A 17,332-nucleotide genomic window follows, 5' to 3' on the forward strand; every position below is an offset into this window, starting at 1 on the left:
GAGCAGTGGTCTGAACTCGACCGGGGTGCTTCTGGAAAGCTGATGATTCAGACCGGCTCTGTCCGATAGCCGGTCGGATCTATTCGACTTCAGCCTTTTCATGGATGGCGGGGTTTTAGTGATTGAACTCTGCTAAGCGCTTATAGTCCTATCTGGACTGTACTGAAAAGCTTGGCTCTATCGAAGTAACCCGATGGGGTCGAGCAGATCAATGTTACCTGCGATGCTGACCTGTTTTACCGATGATTCTAAACTGGACCAAACCGATAGCTTGCTCTTTACTGGCGCTGATGCTGCTGGTGTGGGGTTTGCACCAGTTCAGTCAGACGATCAGGCTTCACTCGCTGACGCTGATATCGTCAGCAGACTCAACCGAGAGCCATGCGGATCATCAGCACCAATCGACCCAAAGCCATACTGGCTTAGGTATCGAACACCGCCATCCGTCGGGAACACCCGATCACACCCATGAGAATGCATCGGTTCCGCAACCGGTGTTATCTCCCTATCAGTCTGTCCATTCTCGCCCGCTGGTCGTGCAGTCTGGACACCCCGTTCCGCCCCTGTTCCGCCTCGAGCGCCCTCCCCGTTTCTTTGGCTAAGTTGTTGTTTCAATAAATTCTTTAGCTTAAGAAGGTTGTCTTCATGAAAGTTGACGGTTATTTCGGACCGGCTACGCTGCTGCGTGCTTGTCCGGCGCGATTGATGTTGCTTGGGTTGTTGCTGAGCCTGTTCAGCATCGATATCGCGCTGGCCCATGGTGTCACCGAGGGTGACAAGGGCTTTATTCAGGAGAGCAGTGGCATGATGCTGTTGCCCTTCATCTATCTGGGTGCCAAGCATATGGTGACAGGGTACGACCACCTGTTGTTTCTGCTTGGTGTGATTTTCTTCCTCTACCGGCTCAAGGATGTCGGTCTCTACGTGACGCTGTTCGCGGTGGGCCATTCGGTCACTCTGCTGTTCGGTGTGCTTCAGGGTATCAATGTCAGTCCCTACCTGATTGATGCGGTGATCGGTTTCTCGGTGGTCTACAAGGCGCTCGACAATCTCGGGGCGTTTCGGCGTTGGTTCGGTTATCAGCCCGATACCCGGGCGGCAACCTTGTTGTTTGGCTTGATCCACGGCTTTGGCCTGGCGGCCAAGATCCAGGACTTCGAGATCGCTGCCGACGGCCTGATACCTAACCTGCTGGCCTTCAACGTCGGCGTTGAGATCGGGCAGCTGTTGGCGTTGAGCGCGATCTTGATCCTGATGGGCTATTGGCGCCGAACCCGTAGTTTCTGGCGTCACGCCTTTGCCGCCAATGTACTGATGATGTCACTGGGTTTTCTGTTGATGGGTTACCAGTTGACCGGATACACACTGAGTTCTTAGAGGAATACACCATGTTTAATTCAGAATTACCGACCCAGGCCCAGCTACCGTCGACGTTGCAGCTGCTGGTTTCCACCCTGATGGCGATGTTGTTGGCCGCGGTGTTGCTGATCACCACCGTGCTGCCGGCTGAATACGGTATCGACCCGACCGGCGTAGGCCGGGTGCTGGGGCTGACCCAGATGGGCGAGATCAAGGAGCAGTTGGCCGAAGAAGCTGCCGCCGATCGGGCCCAACAGGCTCAGGCTTCGAAAACAGAGCCCCAAAAACCGGTGTCCGCCCCGGCAGTCGCGGCGGCCCTGGTGTCGACTGAAGCGGCCCAAAGCCTGCCTGCGGTAGCGGCTGAGCCTGCCCCTGCACCTGTAATGGTGGTGAAGACGGCGGTGGCAGCGACGCCTGTTGTTGAAGCGACGACTGATGTTGAAGCGCCGGTTGTCGTGGCCAAGAAGGACGGGCTGCGGATCACTCTGAGACCGGGAGAGCCGGCCGAGGTCAAACTGAAGATGAGCAAAGACGCGGTGGTTGCCTATCGCTGGAGCGCCAACGGCGGCAAGCTCAACTACGATACCCACGGTGACCCCTACGGCGCCCCAAAGGGTTTCTACCATGGTTATGGCAAGGGGCGGTTCCAGCCCGGTGATCAGGGCGAGCTGAAAGCCGCCTTTGATGGATCACATGGTTGGTTCTGGCGTAATCGGACCAATCAGAAGGTTACGCTGACCCTGCAGGTCGAAGGAGACTTCGATGCGATGAATCGGGTTCTGTAATCCAGGGCGGCCACTCTGATCGGGTGGCCGCCGTTTCCGGTACCTATTACTGTCTGTTAATTCACCCCAATTTCACCTCGTTCTCCTTAAGCTGCTCGCCATTCGATGAGTAGAACCGGCCTAAGAGCCTGTCAGGAGAACAACATGACCGATACCAAAGAGCGGCTTTCCGCTGTCACCGTCAAACTGCACTGGATCATCGCGGTGGCGATGATCTTTCTAACTGCGCTGGGCATTATCATGGAGGAGTTCGAGCTGCATCAGCTGTTCGATCTGCATATCTCGCTGGGGGTATTGCTGTTGCTGTTGGTCATTCCCAGACTGGTCTGGCGCTATCGCAACGGTTGGCCCGAGCCCGCCGGCAACTATACTCGCTTTGAGCATCTGAGCGGCAAGCTGGTCCATTGGCTGCTGTTGCTGGCTACGCTGTTGATGCCGCTGTCGGGAATCCTGATGGCGATCGCGGGAGGTCATGGCCTGCATGTATTCGGTTTAACCCTGTTCCCGGAATCACCGGATCCGGCCAACCCCGGCGAAGTGATCATGTTGTCCGCGCCGCTGCAGCAGTTGGGTGAGGGGATTCATGAACTGGGGGCGGACGTTCTGCCGTTGGCGATCGGATTGCATATTGTTGGTGCCCTGAAGCATCATTTTGTCGATAGGGACGAAACCTTACGCCGGATGCTGGGGCTGGCACCGCGTTGATCGATGACGGTTGCGCTACCACCACCGATACCGCAGCGGGGAGGAGCGATGAAGATCCTGATTGTTGAAGACAACGCCTCGCTGGCGGGCAACCTGGTCGATTATTGTGAGCTGCTGGGGCACCAGGTCGACTATGCCGGGTCCGGCAAGCAGTGTCTGAGCTTGCTGGAGCAGGATCAATTCGATGTGATCGTGCTCGATGTGATGCTGCCGGGTATCGATGGCTATGAAACCTGCCGACGCTTGCGGGCCGAGCTGCTCTGTCCAACCCCAGTGATCTTTTTGACCGCCAAGGTGGAGCTGGCCCATAAACTGGAAGGCTTTCGCGCCGGCGGTGACGATTACCTGACCAAACCGTTCGACATCGAGGAGCTGTTCTGCCGGATCGAAGCGCTGGCCATACGGGGCAGTCGTCGGGACCTGGGCAAACTGCAGTTTGGTGAGCTGTGCCTGGATACCGAGCAGGGCTGCCTCACCCGGCAGGATCGGACTATCCGGCTGAACAAGGTTCAAGCCAAGATTCTGCAGTACCTGATCAGCCAGGCACCGGCAGTGGTGAGCCGACGTCAGCTGGAGAGTGAGATCTGGGGTGAAGAGCTGCCCGACAGCGATGCGCTCAAGACCCATATCTATCAGTTGCGGCGGATGATCGACAAACCCTTTGATCACCCCTGCCTGGAGACGGTTCACGGTCGAGGCTACCGGCTCCGAGGCACGGAGGGTCTATGAAACTGCTGAACTATTTCCACCACCGGGTGGCAGTTGTCTTCGCGGCTTTCAGCCTGTTTCTCAGCGTCGCCTTTGGGATGTTTCTTTACGACAGCCTCTACGAGGTCGACGATCAGGTTCGACGGGCGTTGCTGGATAATTTCGAGCAGTCCTTTGTCGACCACTACCGCCAAACCGGCGAGTACCTGTCCGGCGATGGCGCCTTTCAGATCAGGGTGCTGGTCAGCGGTCGTGACCCGATCGAAGCTCCCTATCGCGCCCTGGAGCCCGGCTACCATGAATATTATCTCGACCAGGAGCATGTGATCAGCGGGGTTCTACCGCCTAAGCTTGGTCAGGAGTCGGTCGCTGTTGATGTGCCACGTTACCTACTGATCCACAATGACAGCGACTCCCACGCCATCAATCGGCATCAGGATGAGATTCTGCTGACCATCGAGCTGGCGGTGCTGGGGGTTTCACTGCTGGGAATCCTGATTGGGCTGCTGTTGTCCCGTCAGCTTTCCCTGCCGGTACGCACTCTAAAAGCCCGGATCGATGCCACGGATCCGGACAACCCCTCGTTGGTGCCGCTGGCGCGCCAGGACGAGTTTGGCGATATCAGTCATGCCTATGCCGATACCCTCGATCGTGTGCGCCGCAGCCTGGAGCGCGAGCGCCGGTTCTCCGGCTATGCCAGCCACGAACTGCGAACCCCGGTGGCGGTGGTCAAATCGTCGCTGAATCTGTGGAACGCCTGCCAACGTAGCGAGGATGTCGAACGGGCTGAGGCGATTCGAGCCAAGGTTATCGGCCGGATTTCAGACGCTAATCAGCAGATGGAGGAGGTGATCCAAACCTTCCTGCTGTTGTCTCGACAGCAGCTGGATTGGGATGAGGTCGAAGCGTTGGACCTCAGCGCGCTGTTGTCCGATCTGTTGGAGAAATACCAGGCGATCGATGGCTATGACCGGATTCGGGTTGAACCCCGGATTGAGCCGGGGGTGCTCCGACAGCTTAACCCCAAGGCGGTAAGGTTGATCCTATCGACCTTGCTTCGAAACGGTTTTGGTTACGCCGCCGGTACCCTGAGCATCGCGTTGGATCAGCATGGCTTGCTGCTCAGTAACGATATTGATCAGCTGCGGGTCGAGCAGAGCGAACACTTTGGCTTCGGGCTGGAGATCGCCACCCAGCTGTGTGAGCAGATTCGCTGGCGTTGTGATTGCCGACGATCAGAGCAGAATCGGTTTATTGCCCAAATCCTGTTTGACGATTCAACCCCGGGCCCTGGTGCTTAACCCGGTCGCAGAAGCAGCTGCAGCGCATCCAGCTGTAAACCCAAGCCATCGATGTCGAGCCCGCTGTAGCCAAATATCAGCCCCCGCTGTTCGGCCTTTCCGGCGTAGTAACTGGATAGGGCGGTCAGCATCATACCTTGCTGCTGTAACTGCTCGGCCAGTTGTTGGTCGTCAAAGGGCGGGTTCAGCACAAACACCAGCTGCATGCCGGCCTGGTGATCCAATACCGTCCCGTAGCGATTGAACTCCGTTGATAGGCGGCCAATCAGGTACTGGCGCCGCTCGTTGTAGATCCGCCGCATCCGTCGTAGGTGACGGTAGAACTCCCCGTTATCGATAAACTCCGCCAGCGGTCGCTGTGGCATCAGACTGGCCTTGCTGCCAAACCGGCTCAGGGTCTGCAGGCAGGGCTCGATCAGTTCATCCGGAACCGCCAGATAACCCAGTCGCAGGTTGGAGGAGAGAATCTTCGAGAAGCTGCCGATATAGAGGGTGCGGTGCGGATCGAATCCGGCCAGGGCCGGAATCGGTCGACCGGCAAAGCGGAATTCGCTGTCGTAATCATCTTCGATCAACCAGCCCTGATGGGCCTGAGCCCATTGGATAAAGCGGCTACGGCGCTCCGGTGACATGGTGCCTCCCATTGGATACTGGTGGGAGGGGGTCAACACGGCGATCCGACTGTGATTGTTGGGGTTAGGCAACGTGGTGCCCTGCGCATCCAGCGGCAGGTAGCTTGGCGCCAGACCCAGGCTCTGGACGAACTGGCGCAGCGGTAGGTAACCGGGGTTCTCCAGCGCGATCGGATCACCCTGACGGCAGAGTGTACGCAGGCAAAGCTCCAGTGCGTCGATGGCGCCGGCGGTGATGAAGATCCGGGACGGAGTGGTCTGGATGCCGCGCCAGTCCGCCAGGTGACGGGCAATGGCGGCTCGCAGCTCCGGGTTTCCCCGCGGATCGGTGTTGATGGTCAGGCTTCGAGGATCCCGGCGGCAGATCTGGGCGACGGTACGGGCCCAGGGTTTGTGGGGGAACAGATCCATATCCGGCAGCGAGGCGCCGTAGGGGGGACGCGCTACGTTGAGGCTTTCATCGGCTTCTGTATCGAGTGCTGCAGCGGTCTTAGATTTGTGCTGATTATCCTGATGGCTTGGCGGCAACAGCTCCACTCCGCCGGCACCGGATAGGCTATACCCCGAGCCCGGCAAGCTGGTCAGGTATCCCTCGGCCACCAGCTGTTCGTAGGCATTGATCACGGTGGAGCGGGAGACTCCGAGTTCCACCGCTAGGCTGCGGGTCGGCGGCAGTCGGGTCTGCGGTGGCAGATCGCCGCGGATGGCCTGCTGGCGTAGCGCGTTACAGATCTGCTCGTACAGCGGGAGGTCGTTATCGCGGCTGATTTCAAATCCCAGCCAAGCCTTACCTTTCAAAATTGGTCTGCTTAAATTGTTAATTTTTGGATATTAATAATAGACCAAAACTGTCGCACTATCCGTATCTCGAGCACAACGATCTGTTTGGAGATATGGCTATGTCGTTGCAAACCACTCAGGAAGCGATCTATCCCCGTCCGCTATCCGGCAGCCCGGTGAAGAATCCACCACCGGCACTGTTACCGGCACGAACGCCGATAGTTGGCCGCTGGATCACGCTGGAGCCTCAAGATGCCGAACGTGATGCCGACGAGCTCTTCGAGGCGGGCCACAGTACCCCGGAAGGTTTGGCGATCTGGGATTATCTGGCGTATGGCCCTTGGCCCTCGGTGGAGGCCTACAAGCAGATCTTGAAGGCGCAGGCCGCCAGCTTTGATCCGATCTTCTACAGCATCCGCAGTCATGCCACCGGAAAGCGTTGTGGTCAGATCACGCTGATGGATCTGAATGCGATCAACGGTGTCGCCGAGATCGGCAACATCTGGTTTGGTCCGCAACTGCAGCGCACACGGGCCGCCACCGAAGCGCTGTTTCTGGCGATGGATTACCCGATGTCGCAATTGGGTTACCGGCGGATGCAGTGGCGCTGCAATGCGTTGAACCAGCGCTCCCGCTCGGCGGCCCGGCGGCTGGGGTTCCGGTTTGAAGGCATCTTCTACAACCACTTGATCTTTAAAGGCAAGAACCGAGATACGGCCTGGTACTCGATTCTCGATAACGAGTGGCCGGTGGTCAGGGAGCTGATCGGTTACTGGTTGGCGGATGATAATTTTGACGAGCAGGGACAGGCGATCGAATCGCTCAGTGCATTGATGCAGCAGCGTGATGCCGATGCCTGGGAGCGCCATCAAACAGGAGACGAGCGATGAGTAGTAGTGAGCAACGGTGTAGTCAGCAACGGATCAACGATCTCCAGCAGCCGATCGGTCCTGCCCTGGACAACTGGGGCCCAAGACCTCGTCCACCCAGAACCACGATGCATGGGCGCTACTGCCGGGTCGAACCGCTGCAGCCAAGGCATGCCGCAGCACTGTTCGAGGCATTCGGTGCGGATAGCGACGGTCGTAATTGGACCTATATGCCCTACGGCCCCTTTGAAGACGTTGGCCGTTTTGAACAGTGGCTTCAGCAGCAATGCCAGGGTGATGACCCGCTGTTCTACAGCATCATCGATAACAGCTCCGATCAGCCGGTGGGAATGGCCAGCTACCTGCGTATCGAGCCTGCCGTCGGTGTGATCGAAGTGGGGCATATCCACTTTTCCCCGCGGCTGCAGCGTACCGCACTGGCGACCGAGACGATGTTCCTGATGATGCAACGGGTGTTCGACGAGCTCGGTTATCGTCGTTACGAGTGGAAGTGCGACAGCCTCAATGGACCGTCACGCCAAGCGGCCGAGCGGCTCGGGTTCCAGTTCGAAGGGGTGTTCCGCCAGGCCACGATCTACAAAGATCGCAACCGGGATACCGCCTGGTTCTCGATGCTGGATTCGGAATGGCCGCAGCTGAAGTCAGCATTCGAACAGTGGTTAGCACCACAGAACTTCGACACAAACGGCCGGCAGCGACAACGCTTACAGGCCTTTCGAGACTGAGGTGAGCGATATGAGACTCCGTGTTTCGGCACTCTGTCCCGAAGACCGACAGGCCTGGGAGGCGCTCTATCGTGGTTATGCCGATTTCTATCGGATGCCGATGGAGGCAGCAACGCTGCAACGGGTGTGGCAGTGGATCTTCGATCCAAACAACCGCTTCTTCGCGTTGATCGCCAAGGACCAGCAGGATCGCGGTATTGGATTGATGCACTACCGTGAGATGCCATCACCGATCAGAGGCGCCATGGTGGGATTTCTGGACGATCTCTATGTCGATCCGATGTTCCGGGGTCAGGGGGTGGTCGAGTTGCTGTTCGAGCGCCTGCATCAGGAGGCGCAGGTCAATGGTTGGCCCCTGGTGCGCTGGATCACGGCCGAGGACAACCTGCGTGCTCGCGCGGTTTATCAGCGCCTTTCAGAAAAAACGCCTTGGGTGACCTACCAGCTCTCTATCGATTGATGGTCGCCTTCTCTGGGTGAGAATCAAGTCGGGAGAGTGCAATGTTGGAGTCGATTCTTTTACTGGCCGGGATGTCGATCCTATTGATCGGCTCACCCGGACCGGCGGCCATGGCACTGGCCGCAACCGGGGCTCAGCATTCCTGGAAGCAAGGGTTACCACTGGTTGCGGGGCTGATCTGCGGAGCGCAGTTGACCGGGTTGTTGACCAGTGCCGGGGTGTTGGCATTGCTCAACCGGTGGCCTGAGGCACGCCTGACGATGCAAGCAGTCGGTGGGACTTTCGTGTTGTTGATGGCGTTACGCATGCTATCCGGCGGTACCAAGGTGATTGACGATCAGGGCAGGAGCCGGACGACCTTTGGTTTTCGTTCGGGAATTCTGATGAACATCCTGAACCCGAAAGCCTACGCCGTATTCATGTTGCTGATCAGCAACTACCTGCCGCCGATGCCGAGTCCGTGGCAGTCGGTGCTATTGCTCGAGGCGGTAGCATTGCTGGCTTCGCTGCTGGTGGCGAGCGGGTGGCTGCTACTGGGTCTGTGGCTGGGGCGTATGATCAGCAGTCCGATCGGCCAGCAGCGGCTGCGAGCCCTGTTCGCCGCCTTGATGGTGATCTTCGTGTTGCCGATGTTGCGTTCTATTCCCGACTGAGCGGGGACTTGCTGTAACGCCGGAACCCTACTGTTTGCAACATGGGGCGGCTGCACCTTCGCCTAGAGCTTCCACAGAGACAACAGCTTCCTGATCGCTAAGAGACCGACTTCTGAAGCAATTGGTCAGCCCTAGGTATTTAATCCTGCTTACCGTTGGTACTTTGATTAGGCCGATGTGACGCTATGATGGCCGGTTTATCTTGTCGGAACTATTCAGATGCGTGTTCTCAATACGGTTGAATCGCTGCAATCCGTGCTGCAGTCGGCTCGCGAAAGCGGAAAGACGATCGGCTTTGTGCCGACCATGGGCAACCTTCATCAAGGTCATCTCAGCCTGGTTGAGAAGGCGGGCGAAGCCTGCGATCTGGTGGTGGTCAGCATCTTTGTTAACCCGTTGCAGTTTGCCGCCGGGGAAGACCTGGATACCTATCCGAGAACGCTGGCCGAAGACAAAGCCAAACTGGAACAGCAGGGTTGCGATATCCTGTTTGCCCCCGCGGTGACTGAGATGTATCCCGAGGGTCAGCGGATCGAGACCCAGGTCGATCTGCCGACGCTATCGCCGATGCACTGCGGTATCACCCGGCCACACTTCTTCAAAGGCGTGGCGACGGTGGTGGTCAAATTGCTCTGCATGGTGCTGCCGACCCGGGCGTTTTTCGGCGAGAAGGATCGTCAGCAACTGACCATCATTCGTCAGGTGGTGAAAGATCTGTCGTTGCCGGTTGTTATCGAAGGGGTGCCCACCATCCGGGAATCATCCGGCTTGGCGATGAGTTCGCGAAACGGTTACCTGAGCGAAGCCGCCAGAGCAAGGGCGGCTTACCTGTACCGGCTGCTTCTTGAGGTTCGAGAGCAGATCGAGCAGGGGGCTCGGGATTACCCGGCCTTGCAGCAACAGGCCAATCAAGCCCTGGCATCCGAGGGGTTTGAGCCGGACTATTTCCATATCTGTCAGCAGCAGAGCCTGCAACCGGCCACTGTCCGCGACCGCGAACTGGCGATTCTTGCTGCCGCCAAAATCGATGGCACCCGCTTGATCGACAATATCGCCTTTCGTATTTCTACTTCACCCTTGGCCTAGCGGGCTGAGCCGGAAACAAAAAACGCGCCCGAAGGCGCGTTTTGGTTATCCGCTGTTGGCAATGCTGCGTAGCTGAAGCTTAGGAAGCAACGCAGCTGCGAACGTTGGAGTCGCCGGCGGCTGCCGGGGCGGCCTGACCAGCCTTCGGATCGACCACACGCACGGTGGCAACCTTGTTCTGGGTAAAGAAGTCGACCGCATCTTTGCCCTGAACCTTGTTGTTACCAACCAGCGAGCCCTTGATGCCGCCGAACGGCAGGTAGGGGTGCGGGGCACAGATACCGACGTTAACACCGACCATACCGACGTCGGCCTCGTTGATGAACTTCTCGGTGTAGTAGCTGTTCTGGGTGAAGATGACCGCACCGTTGCCCATTTCGTGGTTCTTGATCATCCGCAGTGCACCGTTGATGCAGCCGACCTTCATCACGCTCAGTACCGGGCCGAAGATCTCTTCGCGAGCGATCTGCATGCATGGGGTCACCTCGGTGAACACGGTCGGGCCAACGAAGTAGCCGTCTTTGTTGGCAGCGCCGACATTGGGATTACGGCCGTCCAGCGCCAGGGTGGCGCCCTCTTTCTGGCCGATCTCGATGTAGTTCTCGATCCGCTGCTTGGCCTTGGCGGAGATGACCGGACCCATGAACACGTCCGGATCCATCGCATCGCCGACGGTGACATCCTTGGAGGCTTCCAGCAGGCGCTCGACAAACTCGTCGTAGATCTCGGAAACCACCGCGATGTTGGACACCGCCAGGCAGCGCTGACCGGCAGAACCGTAGCCGGACATCAGGATGTTCTCGATCATCAGATCCATCGGCGCATCTTCCATTGCCACCAGGAAGTTCTTGGCGCCGCCCAGCAGCATGGTCTTCTTGCCGCTGCGGCCACAGCCCTCGGCGATCGCCTTGGCGGTCGGAGTGGAACCCACCAGGCAGACACCGGCGACATTGTCATCGTCGTACCAGGCTTCAACGGACTCACGATCGCCGTGAACGATGTTGACGACACCATCCGGCAGACCGATGTCGACCAGCAGCTGCATCATCTTCTGCATGAACAGTGGCGACTCGGTGGACGGCTTGTAGACGAAGGTGTTGCCGGTGCCGATCGCAAACGGAATAAACCAGCCGAACACCAGTGCCGGGAAGTTGAACGGCGCCACGCCGCAGAACACGCCCAGCGGCGCCTTGATCAGGCGGCCGTTAATGTTGTTGGCGATACCCTGAACGGTCTCACCCTGGATCAGGGCCGGAATGGTGCAGGCCATCTGCAGGATCTCGATCACACGACCCACTTCACCGCGGGCTTCGGCGATATGCTTGGCCTGGTCCAGCGCGATCGACTCGGCCAGCATCTCCAGGTTGTCTTTCATCGCCTGCTGCATCTTGAAGATGTAGTCCATCCGCTTCGGCAGCGGGGTGGCGCTCCACTCGGGGAAGGCTTCGGCAGCGGCGGCAACGGCGGCACGGGAGGTCTCAACCGAAGATAGTGGTACCTCACCGATCACGGCGCCGGTGGAGGGGTTCTTCAGCGGTTCGTACTGGCCGTTGGTTTCGTCCAGCCACTGACCATTGATGTGATTTTTGATTTTGATGTAAGAGCTCATGGGTTGGGTCCTGTTTGGTTCTTGTTAGTAACAATTAATCCGGTTGTTGGTGGTTTCCTTTGGTGGTTTCCGGTTGGTGGATCACGCGGGGATGTTTACCGTGGGATCACTATAGGGTCGCCGGTAGGCAAGGCCTTAGACCCACGGAGGTTGGTTTTTTAGTTCCAGCTTTTAGGCTTTAAAAAGGCGAACTTTGGCGCAAATGGGCGCCATTTGTCCGCATGTTTATAATTCCAGGAAGAAAAAGGCCCCTGTTGCCAGGGGCGAAAAGGCCGCCGCCCTGTATCCTTAGCGACCTTGGTGTATTGCGCTTAGTAACCCATCAGCAGCTTCGGCAGGAACAGCGAAAGCTCGGGGATAAAGGTGACCACGAAGACCATCGGCAGGTGGCCGAAAAAGAGGAACTTCACGGTCGGTTTGATATAGCGGTCCAGCGATAACTTACTGACCCCGCCGGCCATATAGAGCATCGGTGCGCAGGGCGGGGAGACGTTACCCAGTCCCAGGTTGACGCCGACCACGGCGGCGAAGTGGATCGGATCGATCCCCAGCTGGGTAATGATCGGCAGGAAGATGATCGCCGCCAGCACGCTACCGGAGATGTCGTCGACGATCATGCCGATCAACAGCAGCAGCAGGTTGATCAACAGCAGTAGCACGTACTTGTTATCGGAGATCTGCAGCAGCGCCTGGGCCATATCCCGCGGCACCTGCTCCAGGATCATCGCCCGGCTCATGATGAACAGGAAGAACAGCACCGCCATGATCGAGCCGGTCATGGTCACCGCCCGTACCGTGACGGTCCCCAGGCTGCGCAGCGACATGCCCTTGTAGATGAACAAGCCGACCGGAATCGCATAGGCCACCGCAATCGCCGCCGCTTCGGTGGGGGTGGCGATACCACTGTAGATGGCGCCGAGAATGATCAGCGGCATCAGCAGTGCGAAGGCGGCGTTGTAGCCGGTGGTCGCGACCTCTTTGGCGGCTTTCTTGAACGGCAGCGGCTCGTCAACGGTGATGGTGGTGTTATCACGCAGGAACCAGATGTTCAGCAGGCAGTACAGAATGGTCAGCAGGATGCCCGGGATGATGGTCGACAGGAATGCCGCACCCACCGACAGGCCACCGGTGATCGAGAACACGATCATCGGGATGCTTGGCGGAATCAGCAGTGCCAGGACCGACGAGCAGGCTACCAGCGCGGTGGCGTGGCCTTCCGGGTAACCCTCGCGGATCATCCGCGGAATCATGATCTGGCCGACCGCCGCGATGGCCGCCGACGAGCTGCCGGAGATGGCGCCGAACATGGCGCAGGTCAGCACCGTAACCGCACCCAGGCCGCCCTTGATCCGGCCGACGATGGCGTTGACGAAGTTCAGCAGCCGCTCGGAGATGCCGCCTTCGGCCATTAAGAGTCCGGCGAAGATAAACAGCGGCAGGGCCAGCAGGGCAAAGCCACTGGCGGTTTTGAATCCGTGAGGAATCAGGAACGAAATATCGTTACCGGTAGTGAAAGCGAACATCACTGCGCCGATGCCGAACGCAAAGGCGACCGGGATTTCGATCAGAATCAGGACGATAACGACCAGCATTGAGATAAGAAACAGCGTCATTGCTTAGGCCTCCTGACTATCAAGTTGGGATTGAGATTGTGCTGGCGGCGTTTCCTTGCCTTCAGGCTGCGCCTTGTTATCACGCAGGTGACGGAATTCGTTGACTGCTTCGAGCAGGAAGTAGCCCACCATCATCGCGAAGCCGGCGATCATGCTGGCGCTCCAGATGCCCCGCGGCCAGCGCAGGTTGATGCTGACGCGGCCCTTATCGATCTCCTTGAGGGCGTACTTGCAGGCGAAGTAGCCGAACAGGCAGGCCGCCAACATGCAGATGATGGTGCCGACGAAACGGATGATCGCGACCTTGTAGGGGCTCTTCACCACCAGGCTGACGATACCGCCGTGGATATGCTCCCGTTGACGGGTGGCGTAGCCCATACCGAGGAAGTAGACCCAGACAGCCAGCAGAATCGAGGCTTCTTCGATGCCGGTAAAGGGCGATTCGAGCACATAGCGCATGATGACCTGAGAGAAGGTCAGCGCCGCCAGGCCCAGGGCTGCCAGCACCATCAGGGCGCGGAAGCTCCAGTCGAGCACACGCTCGAAGCGGATCAGGAAACTGTCCACCCGGTTTTCAGCGTGATCGGGAATCGCATGGAGGTGAGGTGGAATCGGGTGTGAGCTGATCTCCGGGTCGTAGTCGTAGATCTTGGTTTTGCCCACGGAGTTGGCAGCAGAGGTTTTGTTGTTCATGGCGCTGATCCTATTGCTGATCCGATGGAGGCTCCCGAAATGGTCGTTCCCGCCAGCCGGGGCCGGTCGGTCGAACAACCGTCGAAGACGGGAATAATCGCGTTGGAAACGGGCGAGCAACCTCTCGGGTTATTTGATTGATGCAGGGATGCATCAACAGTGGCCGTAGGCCTAGCAAACCCAGTAAAAACAGGCGCTATTGGGTAACGGCGCCGGTTTTTACTGGGTGACGGGCATCCAGACCGGAGGTCTAGCTGCCCGTCCGCTTGATGGATCAGTTGATGCCGGCGATTTTGCGCATCATGCCCATGATTTCTGCACCAACAATGCCTTCCATGTACGGCCACTCGCTGGCGTAAAGGATCTCTTTGGCCTTGTTCATGTCTTCCGGGCTCAGCTCGACCACTTTGACGCCGGACTCACGAACCTTGTTGAGGAAGCCTTCGTCGATCGCCTGGGCTTCATCCCAAACCTTGGCCATGGTGGTGTCGGCAGCGGCGATCAGCTTGTTGCGATCGGCTTCCGGCAGGTCTTCCAGCCAGCTCTTGTTGACGACCCAGAAGGCGTGCTCGAAGTAGTCCTTGGTCAGGATGTAGCTCTCGAGAACATCGCGCATCTGCCAGATCTCAACGGCCGGAGCGGTACCACGGGCGTCGATGGTGCCCAGCTGCAGTGCGGTGTACAGCTCGGAGAACGGCATCGGAACCGGGGTGAAGCCGAAGCTCTTGTAGCGCTCGATACCGATCGGAATCGCCGGTACCCGCATCTTGATGCCCTGGCCGTCCTGCGGGAAGCTGGTCGGTACGTCTTCAACGCCCTTACGCATCGCAATGGAGCCGAAACCGGTCGGGATTACACCCAGAACCACCAGGTCCAGGTCGCCGAGGATCTTGTTGTAGATATCGGTCATCTTGCCGTTGGGGCCGTAAACCTCACGGGCCTGATTCCAGTCTTCGACCACGTAGCTCAGCCAGGACAGGTCCAGGCGCGGGTCGTATTCGGAAGCACCGAAGCTCATGGTCATCGGCACGACGCCGTCCATGCTCTGCTCGAAGATGGACGCCCAGTCACCCAGGGAACCGCCGGGCTGGTAGTTGACCTCGATGTCGGCGCCGCTCTTTTTCAGCTCGTCCATGAAGGTGGTGGAGGTCATGTGGAAGATATGGTCCGCCGGGTAAGCGTGTCCCAGCATCAGCTCTTCAGCGGCTTGGGTGGTTTGGGCGGCGGGCAGGGTCAGTGCTGCGGACAGTACGCAGGTAGACAGAATGGATTTAGCGCGTGTTGTTATTGTCATAGTAACCTCGGCTCGTTGTTATTGTTTTGCTCAGGTCCGGTCTCTGGGTACCGGTTAATCAATCCTGGCGCTCCTAGCTTTGCGATGGCGACGGTGGGTGCCGGTGCGCTGAGCTGGAGATTCGAATATAAAATTGGTGATTCCGTGACCAATAGACCCAACGTCAACCGAAAATATGGTTCCAACTGGATTAGGTGGATCCGTCAATCTGGGTCCAGAGCCGAGGTGATTGGGCCGAATCGCTGTGGTGGGTTTTTGCTCTGCAAAAAATCGGTAACCAATAGATATTTAAAAGTTTTATTTGTTTTTCTAATAGGCTGTTGTTGCGTGCGCGGAGCCTGGCTTTGCCGCAATAAAAAACGCAGCCTTTGGGGGCTGCGTTGGACCTATCGGAATAGCATCAATTTCAGGTGATCTGGCGGATGATGTTGACCAATCGATCGATGCCGGGCTGGATTCGCTCGGTGGCGATGGAGGAATATCCCAGCCGGAAGAAGTTCAGCGGCGGGTTTTTTCGCAGGAAATAGAAGTCGCCGGATTCGATAACCACACCCCGTTCCCTGGCTCGGCGTTTCAGCTCCCGCGCATCCAGATTGGCAGGCCCCTTGACCCAGTAAGAGGAGCCGCCAAATACCGGGGGTTCGGCCGATTCGGGCAGATGTTTATGCAGGGCTTCGCCGACCTCTTTCCAGCGCTCCTCGTAGACTTTCACCAATGAGCGGACCAGAGAGTCGTGGTAGCCACGGGCCAGAAACAGCCCCACGGCGCGCTGATTGTTCATCGGCGGGTGGCGCAGAATCAGTCGCCGCAGACCGCGTATTTCACGGATCAGCGCCTTGGGTCCCACCATGTAGCCCAGTCTGAGGCCCGGTGACAGGGTCTTGGAAAGACTGCCGATGTAGATCACCCGATCGTTCTTATCCAGGCTCTTGAGCGCCGGGGTCGGGTTGGTGGCGAAAGTGGTCTCGCACTCGTAGTCATCTTCGATGATCAGGAAGTTATCCTTCGAGGCTTGCTCCAGCAGCGTGCGCCGACGCTCCATCGGCATCGTCACGGTGGTCGGGAACTGGTGACTGGGGGTGGTGAAGATCAGGTCGCAGTCGCGTAACTGCCTGCCGACCTGCAGCCCATCCTGGTCCACCGCCAGGTGCTTGATCTGGCTGCCGGTGCATTCGGCCATCTGTACCAGTTCCGGATAGCCCGGATCTTCGAGGCCGAAACGGGTTTCCCGGTTCAGCAGAATCCGCATGATCATGTAGAGCGCGTGCTGGGCGCCGACGGTGATCAGGATCTCGTCCGGATCGGCCCAAACACCGCGCCGGGGTAGCAAACGGGTCCGAATTTGCTCGATCAGCAGCGAATCGTCGTCATCGTAGCGATCCCCGGACCACTCGTTGATCGACTGCACCGAGACTGATTCCTTGGAGCACTCGCGCCAGTGGTTGTAGGGAAACAGGTTGGGGTCCAACTGACCGTAGATAAACGGATAGGGATAATCCTGCCAGCGGTGGACTTTGTAGAGTTTCTTCTTTGACGGACGTTCCTTGAGATAGGCATCCCAGTCCGGTTTGCTGCCGGGGTCCAGCTCTACCGGGGCCTGCTCCTTGACCGAGCTTTTCAGAATCTCATCGTTGACGTAGTAGCCGGCCCGTTTCTTGGAGATCAGGTAGCCGTCGTAGACCAGATGCTCATAGGCCAGAATCACGGTGTTGCGCGAAACCCCCAGCATCTCGGCCAGTTTGCGGGTCGATGGCAGCGGAATATCCGGCGGGACATGGCCATCGATAATGGCTTTGCTGATCTGCTCGCGAATCTGCTGTTGTAAGCTGGATTCGCTCTCTGAGGAAAGATGAAACAGATGATTGAGCATAGTCATTCTCCGCCGACGGCATGCAGCGAGGGCATGTCTTTTTATTGTAGGGTCCAGAATACGTTTGCCCAACCCCAGGGGGTTAGTTCCAGCAACCAGTTTTGCTTAGTACCATGAGTTAAGGAACTGTTTTGGCTAACTATCTCTACTATCGCAGGTGGATCCTATC

The 17,332-nt window shown here is 58.1% G+C and carries 16 protein-coding genes; 10 read left to right on the forward strand and 6 right to left on the reverse strand.

The genetic code is table 11. The features are described from left to right. Positions 1 to 705 precede the first annotated feature (705 nt). From ACO05M_RS04490 to ACO05M_RS04510, 5 genes are all read left to right on the forward strand, one after another. A complete protein-coding gene (locus ACO05M_RS04490) occupies positions 706 to 1,377 on the forward strand; it encodes a HupE/UreJ family protein (protein ID WP_421870660.1) in 672 nt (223 codons plus the stop codon). 11 nt (positions 1,378 to 1,388) lie between these two features. Continuing rightward, on the forward strand, positions 1,389 to 2,144 hold the full coding sequence (locus ACO05M_RS04495; RefSeq protein WP_421868326.1) for a transmembrane anchor protein: 756 nt from the start codon (positions 1,389 to 1,391) through the stop codon (positions 2,142 to 2,144). A gap of 144 nt (positions 2,145 to 2,288) precedes the next feature. Next, entirely contained in the window at positions 2,289 to 2,849 is a 561-nt protein-coding gene (locus ACO05M_RS04500) for a cytochrome b (RefSeq protein WP_421868329.1), read from the forward strand. Between the two features lie 48 nt (positions 2,850 to 2,897). Beyond that, positions 2,898 to 3,578 carry a response regulator transcription factor gene (locus ACO05M_RS04505; RefSeq protein ID WP_421868331.1) on the forward strand — a complete coding sequence of 227 codons (681 nt, stop codon included), beginning with the start codon at positions 2,898 to 2,900 and terminating at the stop codon, positions 3,576 to 3,578. Beyond that, a complete protein-coding gene (locus ACO05M_RS04510; RefSeq protein WP_421868333.1) occupies positions 3,575 to 4,858 on the forward strand; it encodes a histidine kinase dimerization/phospho-acceptor domain-containing protein in 1,284 nt (427 codons plus the stop codon). Before ACO05M_RS04505 ends, ACO05M_RS04510 begins: the two co-directional genes overlap by 4 nt. On the opposite strand, the gene ACO05M_RS04515 is transcribed toward ACO05M_RS04510, so the two are convergent. Continuing rightward, entirely contained in the window at positions 4,855 to 6,288 is a 1,434-nt protein-coding gene (locus tag ACO05M_RS04515; protein ID WP_421868335.1) for a PLP-dependent aminotransferase family protein, read from the reverse strand. The two genes, ACO05M_RS04510 and ACO05M_RS04515, sit on opposite strands and share 4 nt — an antisense overlap. Before the next feature lie 101 nt (positions 6,289 to 6,389). On the opposite strand from ACO05M_RS04515, the gene ACO05M_RS04520 reads away from it, so the two are divergent. The 5 genes from ACO05M_RS04520 to panC all read left to right on the forward strand — a co-directional run bounded on the left by ACO05M_RS04520 (position 6,390) and on the right by panC (position 10,084). After that, positions 6,390 to 7,160, forward strand: a complete 771-nt coding sequence (locus ACO05M_RS04520) for a GNAT family N-acetyltransferase (RefSeq protein WP_421868338.1) — start codon at positions 6,390 to 6,392, stop codon at positions 7,158 to 7,160. Continuing rightward, positions 7,157 to 7,885 (forward strand): GNAT family N-acetyltransferase, encoded by a 729-nt coding sequence (locus ACO05M_RS04525; protein WP_421868341.1) that lies wholly within the window; start codon positions 7,157 to 7,159, stop codon positions 7,883 to 7,885. Before ACO05M_RS04520 ends, ACO05M_RS04525 begins: the two co-directional genes overlap by 4 nt. A gap of 10 nt (positions 7,886 to 7,895) precedes the next feature. After that, on the forward strand, positions 7,896 to 8,345 hold the full coding sequence (locus tag ACO05M_RS04530; protein ID WP_421868344.1) for a GNAT family N-acetyltransferase: 450 nt from the start codon (positions 7,896 to 7,898) through the stop codon (positions 8,343 to 8,345). A gap of 41 nt (positions 8,346 to 8,386) precedes the next feature. Beyond that, positions 8,387 to 8,998, forward strand: coding sequence for a LysE family translocator (locus tag ACO05M_RS04535; RefSeq protein WP_421868348.1), 612 nt, complete (start codon positions 8,387 to 8,389; stop codon positions 8,996 to 8,998). A gap of 219 nt (positions 8,999 to 9,217) precedes the next feature. Next, positions 9,218 to 10,084 carry a pantoate--beta-alanine ligase gene (panC, locus tag ACO05M_RS04540; RefSeq protein WP_421868351.1) on the forward strand — a complete coding sequence of 289 codons (867 nt, stop codon included), beginning with the start codon at positions 9,218 to 9,220 and terminating at the stop codon, positions 10,082 to 10,084. 79 nt (positions 10,085 to 10,163) lie between these two features. Here panC and mmsA read toward each other — a convergent pair whose 3' ends face one another. The 5 genes from mmsA to ACO05M_RS04565 all read right to left on the reverse strand — a co-directional run bounded on the left by mmsA (position 10,164) and on the right by ACO05M_RS04565 (position 17,163). After that, the gene (gene mmsA, locus ACO05M_RS04545) at positions 10,164 to 11,693 is read right to left on the reverse strand and encodes a CoA-acylating methylmalonate-semialdehyde dehydrogenase (RefSeq protein ID WP_421868354.1); all 1,530 of its coding nucleotides are present in this window, start codon (positions 11,691 to 11,693) and stop codon (positions 10,164 to 10,166) included. A 311-nt stretch (positions 11,694 to 12,004) separates the two neighbouring features. Continuing rightward, positions 12,005 to 13,306: a TRAP transporter large permease gene (locus ACO05M_RS04550; protein ID WP_421868357.1), complete on the reverse strand. Its 1,302-nt coding sequence runs from the start codon at positions 13,304 to 13,306 to the stop codon at positions 12,005 to 12,007. 3 nt (positions 13,307 to 13,309) lie between these two features. Beyond that, on the reverse strand, positions 13,310 to 13,999 hold the full coding sequence (locus ACO05M_RS04555; protein ID WP_421868360.1) for a TRAP transporter small permease: 690 nt from the start codon (positions 13,997 to 13,999) through the stop codon (positions 13,310 to 13,312). 274 nt (positions 14,000 to 14,273) lie between these two features. After that, positions 14,274 to 15,293, reverse strand: coding sequence for a TRAP transporter substrate-binding protein DctP (gene dctP, locus ACO05M_RS04560; RefSeq protein WP_421868363.1), 1,020 nt, complete (start codon positions 15,291 to 15,293; stop codon positions 14,274 to 14,276). Between the two features lie 406 nt (positions 15,294 to 15,699). Further along, positions 15,700 to 17,163, reverse strand: a complete 1,464-nt coding sequence (locus ACO05M_RS04565; RefSeq protein WP_421868366.1) for a PLP-dependent aminotransferase family protein — start codon at positions 17,161 to 17,163, stop codon at positions 15,700 to 15,702. Positions 17,164 to 17,332: the final 169 nt, after the last annotated feature.

It is taken from the genome of Motiliproteus sp. (assembly GCF_965230735.1).
Taxonomy (GTDB): Bacteria; Pseudomonadota; Gammaproteobacteria; order Pseudomonadales; family Balneatricaceae; genus Motiliproteus.

Bases quoted from the DNA above. Each gene is read 5' to 3' on its own strand.
- ACO05M_RS04490 (WP_421870660.1), top strand. From the start codon at position 706: ATGTTGCTTGGGTTGTTGCTGAGCCTGTTCAGCATCGATATCGCGCTG.
- ACO05M_RS04495 (WP_421868326.1), top strand. From the start codon at position 1,389: ATGTTTAATTCAGAATTACCGACCCAGGCCCAGCTACCGTCGACGTTG.
- ACO05M_RS04500 (WP_421868329.1), top strand. From the start codon at position 2,289: ATGACCGATACCAAAGAGCGGCTTTCCGCTGTCACCGTCAAACTGCAC.
- ACO05M_RS04505 (WP_421868331.1), top strand. From the start codon at position 2,898: ATGAAGATCCTGATTGTTGAAGACAACGCCTCGCTGGCGGGCAACCTG.
- ACO05M_RS04510 (WP_421868333.1), top strand. From the start codon at position 3,575: ATGAAACTGCTGAACTATTTCCACCACCGGGTGGCAGTTGTCTTCGCG.
- ACO05M_RS04520 (WP_421868338.1), top strand. From the start codon at position 6,390: ATGTCGTTGCAAACCACTCAGGAAGCGATCTATCCCCGTCCGCTATCC.
- ACO05M_RS04525 (WP_421868341.1), top strand. From the start codon at position 7,157: ATGAGTAGTAGTGAGCAACGGTGTAGTCAGCAACGGATCAACGATCTC.
- ACO05M_RS04530 (WP_421868344.1), top strand. From the start codon at position 7,896: ATGAGACTCCGTGTTTCGGCACTCTGTCCCGAAGACCGACAGGCCTGG.
- ACO05M_RS04535 (WP_421868348.1), top strand. From the start codon at position 8,387: ATGTTGGAGTCGATTCTTTTACTGGCCGGGATGTCGATCCTATTGATC.
- panC (WP_421868351.1), top strand. From the start codon at position 9,218: ATGCGTGTTCTCAATACGGTTGAATCGCTGCAATCCGTGCTGCAGTCG.
- mmsA (WP_421868354.1), bottom strand. From the start codon at position 11,693: ATGAGCTCTTACATCAAAATCAAAAATCACATCAATGGTCAGTGGCTG.
- ACO05M_RS04550 (WP_421868357.1), bottom strand. From the start codon at position 13,306: ATGACGCTGTTTCTTATCTCAATGCTGGTCGTTATCGTCCTGATTCTG.
- ACO05M_RS04555 (WP_421868360.1), bottom strand. From the start codon at position 13,999: ATGAACAACAAAACCTCTGCTGCCAACTCCGTGGGCAAAACCAAGATC.
- dctP (WP_421868363.1), bottom strand. From the start codon at position 15,293: ATGACAATAACAACACGCGCTAAATCCATTCTGTCTACCTGCGTACTG.
- ACO05M_RS04565 (WP_421868366.1), bottom strand. From the start codon at position 17,163: ATGCTCAATCATCTGTTTCATCTTTCCTCAGAGAGCGAATCCAGCTTA.